Annotated in this window: 12 protein-coding genes; 4 read left to right on the forward strand and 8 right to left on the reverse strand. The window is 68.9% G+C overall.

Going from position 1 to position 11,963, the window contains the following annotated elements:
* Together D588_RS24070 and D588_RS0105365 are read left to right on the forward strand one after the other, a co-directional pair.
* A partial coding sequence (locus tag D588_RS24070; protein WP_043083546.1) for a penicillin-binding transpeptidase domain-containing protein occupies window positions 1-541 on the forward strand: 541 nt, incomplete at its 5' end.
* Window positions 542-695: 154 nt separating this feature from the next.
* The gene (locus D588_RS0105365) at window positions 696-1,340 is read left to right on the forward strand and encodes a hypothetical protein (RefSeq protein ID WP_017909856.1); all 645 of its coding nucleotides are present in this window, start codon (window positions 696-698) and stop codon (window positions 1,338-1,340) included.
* 173 nt (window positions 1,341-1,513) lie between these two features.
* On the opposite strand, the gene D588_RS0105370 is transcribed toward D588_RS0105365, so the two are convergent.
* The 8 genes from D588_RS0105370 to gmk form a co-directional block, all read right to left on the reverse strand.
* Window positions 1,514-2,803: a citrate synthase gene (locus tag D588_RS0105370; RefSeq protein ID WP_026143410.1), complete on the reverse strand. Its 1,290-nt coding sequence runs from the start codon at window positions 2,801-2,803 to the stop codon at window positions 1,514-1,516.
* Window positions 2,804-3,093: 290 nt separating this feature from the next.
* Entirely contained in the window at window positions 3,094-3,336 is a 243-nt protein-coding gene (locus D588_RS0105375) for a type B 50S ribosomal protein L31 (protein ID WP_010341537.1), read from the reverse strand.
* Window positions 3,337-3,487: 151 nt separating this feature from the next.
* Entirely contained in the window at window positions 3,488-4,426 is a 939-nt protein-coding gene (locus D588_RS0105380; RefSeq protein WP_017914112.1) for a nucleoside hydrolase, read from the reverse strand.
* Window positions 4,427-4,626: 200 nt separating this feature from the next.
* Window positions 4,627-6,774 (reverse strand): ATP-dependent DNA helicase RecG, encoded by a 2,148-nt coding sequence (gene recG, locus D588_RS0105385; RefSeq protein ID WP_017915242.1) that lies wholly within the window; start codon window positions 6,772-6,774, stop codon window positions 4,627-4,629.
* A gap of 9 nt (window positions 6,775-6,783) precedes the next feature.
* Window positions 6,784-7,167: a RidA family protein gene (locus D588_RS0105390; RefSeq protein WP_010341827.1), complete on the reverse strand. Its 384-nt coding sequence runs from the start codon at window positions 7,165-7,167 to the stop codon at window positions 6,784-6,786.
* Window positions 7,168-7,468: 301 nt separating this feature from the next.
* Window positions 7,469-9,640, reverse strand: a complete 2,172-nt coding sequence (locus D588_RS0105395) for a bifunctional (p)ppGpp synthetase/guanosine-3',5'-bis(diphosphate) 3'-pyrophosphohydrolase (RefSeq protein ID WP_017909851.1) — start codon at window positions 9,638-9,640, stop codon at window positions 7,469-7,471.
* A gap of 100 nt (window positions 9,641-9,740) precedes the next feature.
* Complete coding sequence (gene rpoZ / locus D588_RS0105400) at window positions 9,741-10,040, reverse strand: DNA-directed RNA polymerase subunit omega (protein ID WP_010343101.1); 300 nt, start codon at window positions 10,038-10,040, stop codon at window positions 9,741-9,743.
* Window positions 10,041-10,152: 112 nt separating this feature from the next.
* The gene (gene gmk, locus D588_RS0105405; protein ID WP_026143411.1) at window positions 10,153-10,779 is read right to left on the reverse strand and encodes a guanylate kinase; all 627 of its coding nucleotides are present in this window, start codon (window positions 10,777-10,779) and stop codon (window positions 10,153-10,155) included.
* 277 nt (window positions 10,780-11,056) lie between these two features.
* Here gmk and D588_RS0105410 point away from each other — a divergent pair, with 277 nt between their 5' ends.
* Window positions 11,057-11,596: a sigma-70 family RNA polymerase sigma factor gene (locus D588_RS0105410; protein WP_232764231.1), complete on the forward strand. Its 540-nt coding sequence runs from the start codon at window positions 11,057-11,059 to the stop codon at window positions 11,594-11,596.
* A gap of 103 nt (window positions 11,597-11,699) precedes the next feature.
* A partial coding sequence (locus D588_RS24075; protein WP_043083548.1) for a hypothetical protein occupies window positions 11,700-11,963 on the forward strand: 264 nt, incomplete at its 3' end.

Here is an 11,963-nt window from a genome sequence, read left to right on the forward strand (position 1 = left end):
TGCCACGCCGCCGCCGGCGGCCACCAAGCCGGCAGAGCCCGCGGCCACGGCGGCTGCAGCCGAGAAGCCCGCCGACCCCGAGGCCAAGGTGGCGCCGCGCGCGATCGACGAGCGCACCGCCTATCAATTGGTGTCGATGATGCGCGACGTGGTCCAGCGCGGCACCGGCACCGCCGCCAAGGTGCTCGGCCGCGAGGACGTGGGCGGCAAGACCGGCTCGACCAACGACCATCGCGACGCCTGGTTCTCCGGCTTCGGTGGCCCGTACGTGACCACCGTGTGGGTCGGTCGCGACGACTACCGCTCGCTCGGCTACCGCGAATACGGCGGCAAGGCGGCGCTGCCGATCTGGATCGACTACATGCGGGTCGCGCTGAAGGATCAGCCGATCGCCCGCAACGATCCGCCGGGCGGCATGGTCCAGGTCAGCCTCAACGGCGCCACGGAATGGGTCAAGACCGAGGACATGGACCGCATCCAGCAGTTCGACGAAAGCCTGCAGGACCAGAAGACCGACGACGCGGCATTCGACATCTTCTGATCGCGTCGCGTCCCCCCGGCCCCGGCGCTCGCCGGGGCAGTTCCCGCCGGGGGCGCCTCGCCCGGCGGACGCCGCCTCAGGCAGGGGCGGCTGCTACACCCGAATTTCGCAAGGCTGCGGTACAGTCGGGGCAGGCTTTGAGGGGAGGCGCACCATGCACCACGCTCGGCAACACGCCCGGACCCGCACGCACGAACGCCGCCGCCGGCTAGCGCATGAAGCCGCCCGGCTGATGGCCGAAGGCGGCATCCGCGATTTCCACCAGGCCAAGCTCAAGGCCGCCGACCGGCTCGGCATCCACGACGACGCCTCGCTGCCGCGCAACAGCGAGATCGAGGACGCCCTGCGCGAGTACCAGCGGCTGTTCGCCGGCCCCGACCATGCCGGCGAACTGCGCCGGCGCCGCGAGGCGGCGCTGCGCGCGATGGACTTCCTGCACGCCTTCGCGCCACGCCTGGCCGGACCGGTGCACGACGGTACCGCCGACGCCAACAGTCCGGTGCAGTTGCACCTGCACAGCGACGACACCGAGGCGGTGGCACGTTTTCTCGAAGAACACCGGATCCCGGCCGAACTGCGCAGCCGCCGCCTGCGCCTGGACCGCGAGCGTAGCGAGGACTTCCCGGTGTGGCTGTTCACCGCCGAGGAACTGACCTTCGACCTGACCGTGCTGCCCTACGACGCGCTGCGCCAGGCGCCGCTGTCGCAGGTGGACGAAAAGCCGATGCGGCGCGCCTCGATGCCGCAACTGCGGCAACTGCTGACCGAGCAGGACATCGCCGACTACCAGTCCGGCTGAGCGGACCGCCGCGTCAGGATGCCGCGTGCGCCGCGCAGCTGGCTGGCGCCCCGTGTCGCGGCCTGCAGTGGGCGCGACAGGCTGCTGCCAATCTGCCTCCCCACTTCGGCCACGCCACAAACGAAAAACGCCCCGCGAGGCGGGGCGTTCCGGACAGCCTTGACGGCGATCGATCAGCGCTTGTCGGCGCTGGTGTAGTCGCGCTTGTCGTAGCCGGTGTAGATCTGGCGCGGACGGCCGATCTTCATTTCCGGGTCGACCTGCTGCTCCAGCCAATGCGAGACCCAGCCGGCGGTACGGGCAATGGCGAACATCACGGTGAACATCTCCACCGGAATGTTCAGCGCCTTGTAGATGATGCCCGAGTAGAAGTCGACGTTCGGGTACAGCTTGCGCTGCACGAAGTAATCGTCCTTCAGCGCGGCCTCTTCCAGCTTCAGCGCCACTTCCAGCAGCGGGTCGTTGACGCCCAGCTCGCCCAGCACCTTGTGGGTCATCTCGCGGATGATCTTCGCGCGCGGGTCGAAGTTCTTGTACACGCGGTGGCCGAAGCCCATCAGGCGGAAGCTCGAGTTCTTGTCCTTGGCCTTGGCCACGGCGCTCTCGACATTGTCGGCGGTGCCGATCTCTTCCAGCATCTTCAGCACGGCTTCGTTGGCGCCGCCGTGCGCCGGGCCCCACAGCGCGGTGATGCCCGCGGCGACCGAGGCGTACGGATTGGCGCCGGTGGAACCGACCAGACGCACGGTCGAGGTCGAGGCGTTCTGCTCGTGATCGGCGTGCAGGATGAACAGCAGGTCCAGGGCCTTGGCCACGACCGGGTTCATCTGCAGCTGCTCGCTCGGCACCTCGAACATCATGTGCAGGAAGCGCTCGACATAGCCGAGGTTGTTGCGCGGGTAGCGGATCGGCCAGCCGATGGAGTAGCGGTAGGCGGCGGCGGCGATCGTCGGCACCTTGGCGATCAGCCGGATCGCGGCCAGGCGGCGCTGCTCCGGATCGTTGAGGTCGAGGGTGTCGTGGTAGAACGCCGACAGCGAGGCCACGGTGCCGGCCATCATCGCCATCGGGTGCGCGTCGTGGCGGAAGCCGCCGAGGAAGTTCTTCAGCGACTCGTGCATCATCGTGTGATGCGTCACTTCGTGGTCGAACTTCTTGAATTCGTCGGCGGTGGGCAGCTCGCCGTTCATCAGCAGATAGGCCACTTCGAGGAAGTTGGACTTCTCGGCCAGCTGCTCGATCGGGTAGCCGCGGTACAGCAGCACGCCGTTGTCGCCGTCGATGTAAGTGATCGCCGACTTGCAGCTGGCGGTCGCGGTGAAGCCCGAGTCGTAGGTGAAGAGACCGGTCTCCTTGGTCAACTTGGAAATGTCGACGCAATCGTTGCCCAGGGTGGGCTTGAGTACCGGAAGAACGACCGACTTGTCGCCGGCGTTCAACGTGACCTGATCAAGATCGGACACAGTGTGCGCTCCTCGATGGAAGGCGCCTGTCCGATTACGTTGCGAACAGACGCGTGAAGGAAGTCCACGGCAATCGCCACGGATCGCGCCATTATCGCACAGCAGCATTTGCGTCGTCGCTCACCCCTCATGCTGCACGATGGCGGCAGGAAAGCGACACAGCGTTGCATCCTCGCCGCACTTTCACGGAAGGATGACACCGACGCGTCAACGCCGGGAAGACAGGATGTGTCGAATAGCAAAACGGCCGCGCAGGCGGCCGTCGCTTTACATCCGTTCGACGGTTCCGATCAGCGCGCGTAGCGCTTCTGGAACTTGTCGATGCGGCCGCTGGTGTCGATGACCTTGTGCTTGCCCGTGTAGAACGGGTGCGAAGCCGAGGAGATTTCGACCTTGATCAGCGGATACTCTTCGCCGTCCTCCCACTTGACCGTCTCTTTCGAGGACATGGTCGAACGGGTCAGGATCTTGAAATCGGAGGTGACATCGTGGAACACGACGTCGCGGTACTGGGGATGGATGTCGGCCTTCATGGGCTCGCACCGTAGGTGGCTGCTGGACAAGAGGGAAACTATAACAGCCCTCCCGCCCTGCACGCAACGTTTACGTGATGGCAAGTGAGGTGACGGCTCACGGGCTGCCTACCACTGCGGTCCCGCCCGGAATCGGGCGGGATCGCCAGGCTCAGCCGGCGCCGACCGCCGCGCGGGCCAGGCCCAGGAAACGGGCGTGGTCGTAGCGGATGAGCATGGTCGCATTGTCCGGCAGGCCCAGCTGGCGGTTCCAGTCGACCAGGGTGGCGCCGCGGGTATGCACCCCGGACAGCTCGATCTGCATCGGCCGCGACTGCACCTCCTCGGCGCCGTCGGGCTGCAGCGCCCAGGCCATCGCCAGCGCGTCGGCGGCATACCAGTGCTCGCCGCGTGCGTCTTCCGACCACAGCCGGGTCTTGCGCGAGATCAGCTCGTAGAAGCGCGCCTTGGGCGCATCCACCGCCAGCCACTGCTCGACCTCGCGGTGCGGCAGGCCGTGCGCCACGGTCGCCTCCCAATCCGCCACTTCGATGTGCGGGAACGCCTTGAACACGATGTGCGCGGCTTCCGGGTCGAAGGCGATGTTGAACTCAGCGGCCGGGGTGATGTTGCCGTGGCAGGTGATCGCCCCGCCCATCACCAGGAAGCGGCCGACGCGCTGCGGCAGGGTCGGGTCCAGCTTCAGCGCCAGCGCGATATTGGTCAGCGGCCCCAGCGCGACCAGCAGCAGGCGCCCGGCGTACTGGTGCGACAGGCGCAGGATCGCCAGCGCGGCGTGCTCGGCCTCGGCGCCGCGCGCGGCCGGCGGCAGGTCGACGTCGCCGAAACCGTCCTGACCGTGCACGTGCCCGGCGTCCACCGACGGGTGCAGCAGCGGATCGGCGCAGCCGGCGAACACCGGCACATCCTCGCGCCCGGCCACTTCGCACAGTTTCAGCGCGTTGCGCACGGTGTGGCGCAGGCCGACGTTGCCGGCGGCGATGGTCAGCCCGACCACCTCATGGCGCGGATCGGCGAACGCCATCAACAGCGCCAGCGCATCGTCCACGCCGGGGTCGGTATCGATCAACAGGGGAATCTTGTCGCTCATGCGTCGCTTCGCTCGTCCATTCGGCCGCCGAGTCTGGCACTGCCGGGCAGGCATGGGAAGGAGCTGGGATTGGGGAGTCGGGATGACCAGCCATTCGGCTGTTGAAAGCGGGGATTCGCAAAGGCGACACCGCCACGTTTCTCCCCGAAGGAGCGGCCGCTTTTACGAATCCCCAATTCCCAATGCCGAATCCCGGCCCCTCACGCCCCGGCGAACCGCACCGCCCCACCGACCCAGCGCGCAACGATGCGGTCGGCCAGGACCGGCGCTTCCTCCAGCAGCCGGTCGGCCAGGGCGTGCACGCGCGGCAGCAGGCCAGCGTCGCGGGCCAGGTCGGCCACGCGGAACGCGGCCAGGCCGGTCTGACGGGTGCCGAGCAGTTCGCCGGGACCGCGCAGTTCCAGATCCTTCTCGGCGATGACGAAGCCGTCGTTGGTCTGGCGCATGGTTTCCAGACGCTGCCGCGCCATCGCCGACAGCGGCGCCTGGTACATCAGCACGCAGCTCGACGCCGCCGCGCCGCGCCCGACCCGCCCGCGCAACTGGTGCAGCTGCGCCAGCCCCAGGCGTTCGGCGTTCTCGATGATCATCAGCGAGGCATTGGGCACGTCCACGCCGACCTCGATGACGGTGGTGGCGACCAGCAGGTCGATCTCGCCCTGCTTGAACGCGCGCATCGCCGCCTGCTTCTCCGCCGGCTTCATGCGTCCGTGGACCAGGCCCACGCGCAGTTCCGGCAACTGCGCCGACAACGCTTCGAAGGTGGCCTGCGCGGCGCTGGCCTCGAGCCGGTTGCCGGCACCGCCCTGCGCGGACTTCTCGTTGTCCTCGGCCTCTTCGATCAGGGTGCAGACCCAGTAGGCCTGGCGGCCTTCGGCGCAGGCCACGCGGATGCGCTGCACCAGCTCGGGACGGCGCTCGGCGTTGAGCACGATGGTCTGCACCGGGGTGCGCCCCGGCGGCAGTTCGTCGATCGAGGAAACGTCCAGATCGGCATAGGCGGCCATCGCCAGGGTGCGCGGGATCGGCGTGGCGGTCATCACCAGTTGATGCGGCACGCCTGCGCCGGAAGCGCCCTTGTCGCGCAGCGCCAGGCGCTGGTGCACGCCGAAGCGGTGCTGCTCGTCGACGATGGCCAGGGCCAGGTCGTGGAAGCGCACCGCCTCCTGCATCAGCGCGTGCGTGCCGACCACCACCTGCGCCTCGCCCGAGGCGATCTGCGCCAGGGTCGCGCTGCGCGCCTTGCCGGTGACCTTGCCGGCCAGCCAGGCCACACGCACGCCCAGCGGCTCCAGCCAACCGCGCAGGTTGGCCAGATGCTGTTCGGCGAGCAGTTCGGTGGGCGCCGCCAGCGCCGCCTGCTTGCGCTTGTCCACCGCCAGCATCGCCGCCAGCGCGGCGACCACGGTCTTGCCGCTGCCGACGTCGCCCTGCACCAGCCGCAGCATCGGCGCCGGCCGCTCCAGGTCGGCGCGGATCTGCGCGAACACGCGTTGCTGCGCCCCGGTCAGTTGGAACGGCAGCGACTGCTGCAGCCGCTTGGCCAGCAGCCCGCGGCCGCGCAGCGACGGCGCCGGCTGGCACTGCATGGCGATGCGCTGGCGGCGCAGGCTCAGGTGATGCGCGAGCAGTTCCTCCAGCGCCAGGCGCTGCTGCGCCGGATGCAGGCCGGCGGCGAGCGCGGCCAGGTCGGCCTGCGGCGGCGGCCGGTGCGCGACCAGCAACGCACTGCGCAGCGACGGCAGGCCAAGTTCGCTCAGCAGCGACGCCGGCAGCAGTTCCAGTGCCGCCTCCTCCGGCAGCCGGTCCAGCGCCTGGCCGATCAGCCGGCGCACGGTCGCCGGACCGACGCCCTCCACCGCCGGGTACACCGGATCCAGGCGATCGCCAAGCGCCGCATCGTCGCCCTCGCCGAGGATCTGGTAGCTGGGATGCACGAACTCCAGCCCGTGCTGGCCCGGCTTGGGCGTGCCGAAGGCGCGCAAGCGCGCGCCGACCGCGAACTGCGCCGCCTGCGCGGCACGGAACTGGAAGAAGCGCAGCACCAGGGTGCCGCGCGACTCATCGGCCACGGCCACGCGCAGCATCGGCCGGTAGCGGAAGCCGCGGTCCACCGCCTGCACCCGCCCCTCGATCTGGGCGGGCACGCCCGGCTGCAGTGCCGCCACCGTGGTCAGGCGGGTGCGGTCCTCATAGCGCAGCGGCAGGTGCAGCCACAGGTCCTGCAGGGTGGACAGGCCGCGCGCGGCGAATTTCTCCGCCAGCTTGGGACCGACGCCGGGCAGCGTGGTCAGCGGCACCTCGCCTGCCGCCGACAGCGCCGGCGCCGGAACCTGCACGCGCGGCACGGCGGGGGATCAGTCCAGCACCATCACCGCGTCCACTTCGAAGCCCGCGCCCTTGGGCAGGGCCGAGACTTCGATGGTGGAACGCGCGGGGAACGGCGCCTGGAAGTAGTCCTGCATGACCGCATTGACCTGCGCGAACTGCGCCAGGTCGGTGAGGTACAGCCCCAGGCGCACGATGCGGTCCAGCGAGCCGCCGGCCGCCTCGGCCACCGCCTGCAGGTTGTCGAACGCGCGGCGCGCCTGCGCGGCGATGTCGCCGGCGACGATCTCGCCGGTGGCCGGATCCAGCGGGATCTGCCCGGAGAAGTACACGGTGTTGCCGGCGCGCACGGCTTGCGAATACGGGCCGATCGCGGCCGGTGCACGGTCGGTATGGATGATCTGGCGGGACATGGCGACTCCGTTGGAAGAATGTCCGCCTAGTTTAGCTGGCGTGCGCGGCTGGGGATTGGGGAGCATGACCATGACAGGATCGCGACCAAGCGTTCTTTCGCAGGCGTCGACTGTCATGCAGCCGCGTTGACAGGCGGCGCGGACGATGCCCGATCACGTGCACTGGCACGAAGCCCCAGTCCATTCCTTGTGGGAGCGGCTTCAGCCGCGAGGAGTGAAGCAGAAAGCCGCCTGACACCATCACGCGTCGGGACTGAAGTCCCTCCCACAAGAACTCCCGACCCATTCCGCCCGGCACCGCCTACTGGCGGCGCACGCTCTGCACCGCATTCAAGCGCCGCAGCCGACGCATCACTTCGGCCAGGTGGTTGCGGTCGCGCACCTGGATGTTGAAGCGCAGCACCGCGGCATTGAAGTCGCGGTCCAGGTAGTCGACGCGCTCGATGTTGGACTGGCTCTGCGCGATCGCCGCGGCCAGTTGCGCGAGCACGCCGGTGCGGTTCTCCACGTCCACCACCAGCGCGGTGTCGTAGTCGCCGATGACGCTGGTATCCCAGCCGATCGGCACCCAGCGCTCGGGCGACTTGCGCAGTTCGGCCAGGTTCGGACAGTCCAGGCGATGCACCACGATGCCCTTGCCGGCGGTGTGGTAGCCCATGATCTCATCGCCGGGAATCGGCTGGCAGCAATTGGCGAAGCTGACCACGCCGCGCTCGGTGCCGTTGATCAGGATCTTTTCCTGCGAATGCTTGGAATGCCCGCCGCCGCGCAGTTCGGCGTACGCCATCAGCGCCTGCGCCGCCTGGTTGGGCATCCAGTTGCCCAGGGCCACGTCGGCCAGCAGCGCCTCCAGGCGCGGGTAGCGGTGCTCGCTGAGGAACGAATCAAGGCGCCCCTTGGGCAGCCGCTCCAGCGAGCTGTCCATCGCCTCCAGCGCGCGATCGAGCATGCGATGGCCGAGCTGCACCGCGTCCTCGTGTTCGAGCTGCTTGAGCTGGTGGCGGATCGCGGTGCGCGCCTTGCTGCTGACCACGAACTCCAGCCACTGCGGCTTGGGCGTGGCCGAGCGCGCGGTGATCACTTCCACCGTCTGTCCGCTGACCAGCTTGGTGCGCAACGGCACCAGCTTCTTGTCCACGCGCGAGGCCACCGCGCGGTTGCCGACGTCGGTATGCACCGCATAGGCGAAGTCCAGCGCGGTGGAGTTGCGCGGCAGCGCCAGGATCTTGCCCTTGGGCGTGAACAGGTAGACCTCGTCCGGGAACAGGTCGACCTTGACGTTGTCCAGGAACTCCAGCGACGAGCCGGCGGCGCGCTGCGATTCGATCAGTTCGACGATCCACGCATGCGCGCGGCTCTGCGCGCTGTTGGGCGAATCGCCGCCGAACTTGTAGGTCCAATGCGCGGCGACGCCGCGTTCGGCGATCAGGTCCATTTCCTCGGTGCGGATCTGCACCTCGATCGGCGAGCCGTAGGGCCCGAACAGCACCGTGTGCAGCGACTGGTAGCCGTTGGCCTTGGGAATGGCGATGAAGTCGCGGAAGCGCGCATCCAGCGGCTTGAAGGTGGCATGCACCGCGCCGAGGGCGTGGTAGCAGTCGGGCACGCCGCGCACCACCAGGCGGAAGCCGAACACGTCCATCACCTGGTCGAAGGATTTGTTCTCGTCGCGCATCTTGTTGTAGATGCTCCACGGCGTCTTGATCCGGCTCACCAGCCGGTGTTCCAGCCCTTCCTTGGCCAGGCGCTGCGACAACTGCACTTCCACCTGCGCCATCGACTCGCGGCGCACCACCGGCTGGCTGCGGATGTGTTTTTCGATGATCGCGTGGCGCCACGGATGCAGCGCGCGGAAGCCGAGGTTCTGCAGCTCGGACTTCATCAGGCTCATGCCCAGGCGCTGAGCGATCGGCGCGTAGATCTCCAGGGTCTCGCGGGCGATGCGGCTGCGCGCCTCGGCGCTCTGCGCGCCCAGCGTGCGCATGTTGTGCAGGCGATCGGCGAGCTTGATCATGATCACGCGCAGGTCGCGCGACATCGCCAGCAGCATCTTGCGGAAGCTCTCGGCGGCCGCTTCCTGGCGGTCGCGGAACTTGAGCTTGTCCAGCTTGGTGACGCCGTCGACCAGTTCCGCCACCGCCTCGCCGAACTCGGCGGCCAGCTCGGCGCGGGTCAGCGGCGTGTCTTCGATGGTGTCGTGCAGGATCGCCGCGATCAGCGCCTCCACGTCCAGGCCGAGCTCGGCCAGTACACCGGCCACTGCCACCGGGTGGGTGATGTAGGGCTCGCCGGACTTGCGGGTCTGCCCCGCGTGCGCGGCCGCACCGACCTCCCAGGCGCGGCGCAGCAGCGGGATCTGCTCGGGCGGCAGATAGCTGGCGCTGCGTTCGAGCTGCAGGACGTAGTCGGGGACCGCCTCGTCGGCCGACGATGGCGCGGCGTGGGCGACCTGGGCAGAAGGGCCTGGGTTCATGTGGAAAGACTATGCCAGCGGCGCGTGGACGGCAAACCCGCAAAACGAAACAGCCCGCGGATGCGGGCTGTTCGCAGGACGATCGCGACGCAGGACGCGATCAGTCGTCGTTCTTGGACATGTCCTCGTCGGCGACGACCTCGGCCGCGGCCCATTCCAGGGCTTCGCGCTCGGCGCGCTCGCGTTCGGCCTTCTCGACCTCGTCGATCAGCGCGTTGTCGATCTTGCGCGCGGCGATCTCGCGCAGCGCCAGCACGGTCGGCTTGTCGGCCGACTCGGTGTTGTCGAGGGTGGCCTGCACGCCGTTGGCGAGCTGGCGGGCGCGCTTGGACGCCATCATGACCAGTTCGAAACGGTTGTTAACGACTTCCAGGCAATCTTCTACGGTGATGCGGGCCATGCGGGCTCCCGGCGGGCCGGCGGCGGCCACGCGTTCGAATGAGGGAAAGGGCGGGGATTGTAGGGCGGCAACCGCCCGAGATCAACCCCACCCTATTCAGTTCCCTTTGGAATCAGCCAGTTGGCTGTTCCTGCAGGAGGGTATCGATCAACGCGGCATGGCGCTGCTGCTGCTGCGGCCGGCGCAGGCGGCTGGCGACGAAGATCGCGCACATCTCGTCCACCGCGGTGTCGAAATGCTCGTTGACGATCACGTAGTCGAAGTCGGCGTAGTGCGACATCTCCTCGCGCGCGGCGGCCAGCCGCTGCGCGATCACCGCCTCGCTGTCCTGGCCGCGCTTGCGCATGCGCTGCTCCAGGGCCTCGCGCGACGGCGGCAGGATGAACACGCTGACCGCATCCGGCACCTTGGCCCGCACCTGGCGCGCGCCCTGCCAGTCGATCTCCAGCAGCACGTCGTGGCCGGCGGCCAGCTGCGGCTCCACCGACTGCCGCGCGGTGCCTTTCCAGTCGCCGTGCACGCGGGCGTACTCGAAGAAGTCGCCCGCATCGATCATGCCCTGGAACGCGTCGGCGGAGACGAAATGGTAGTGCTCGGCATGGCGTTCGCCCGGGCGCGGCGCACGCGAGGTGAACGAGATCGACAGCGCGATCTGCGGGTCGCGCGCCAGGGTGGCGTTGACGATGCTGCTCTTGCCGGCGCCGGACGGTGCCGCCACGATGTAGAGAGTGCCACGCATCGCTCGGGTCTCGGCGTCGACGGTCGGGCGGCGCACGATACCAGTCCCAGCCGCGACCGCAAGCCGGCGCGCATGTCGCACCTGACACTGGCGCGCTTGCCGCCTCCGCAGCGGGGCGGCAAGCGCATGATGCACAAGCGATTTCCAAGGGCGACCGGTCTCGGCCGGCGCGCTGCGCGCGCCGGCGCCGACAGGCGGCACAATATCGCCGCAATTGAGAATGACTATCACCCGCACTAGACTGCCGGTCTTCCACACGGTTTCCGGGATGGATGCCATGCCCCTTTCCTCTCCCCCGCCCGGCCCTGCACCGCTGGTGGAGGCGCTGGAACGCCAGTACGAGGAGCTGCAGCGCTACGCCGCGCGCAAGTACGCGGGGGCGGCCGGCGATCTGGTGCACGATGCCTGGATCCGCCTGGCCACGCGCGGCGCCGGCACCGGGAGCGCCGAGGCTGTGCGCGACCCGGGACGCTACCTGCGCACGGTGATCGATAACGTCGCCAACGACCAGGGCCGCGTGACCGCATCGCGCAGCCGCTTCCTTGCCGCCAACGACACCAGCCACGAGGTGCCCAGTCCGGCGCCCTCGCCCTACCAGAGCGCGCTGAGCCGGCAGGAGTACGCCGTGCTGCTGCAGGCGATCCGCGACCTGCCGCCGCAGGCACGGCGCGTCTTCGTGCTGTTCCGCGGCCGCAACATGAGCACCGCGCAGATCGCAGCGCATCTGGACATCTCCCCGCGCACGGTCGAAAAACACATCGCCGTGGCCGTAACCCATTGCCGACGCCGCTTGCGCGAGGCCGGCCGCGAGATTTGACGGCACCGCCGGGGGAACCGGCGCTGTCGACCCGTCGTCCCGTACATAGCCCGGCATCCGTCTGCGCTGATGCCCGACCCATTCCTTGACGGATAGGCAACCGATGACCGCCCCTCACTCACCCGATGACAGCCTGCTCGATGACAGCGTGTTCGAACAGGCGGTGCACTGGACCTTGCGCCTGGACCCGGATGCCGATGACGCCACCTGGCGCGCCCATGCCGCGTGGCTGGCGCTGGCGCCGGCGCTGCATGCGCAGGCGATGGCCGAGGCACGCGCGCTGCTCGGCGTGCTGCACGCCCCAGCCGCGGCCATCGGCGACGAACTGGGCATCGACCTCGCCCCGCCCGTCTCTGCCGCTGCCGTC

Source organism: Xanthomonas sp. SHU 308 (assembly GCF_000364645.1).
GTDB classification, from domain to species: domain Bacteria; phylum Pseudomonadota; class Gammaproteobacteria; order Xanthomonadales; family Xanthomonadaceae; genus Xanthomonas_A; species Xanthomonas_A sontii.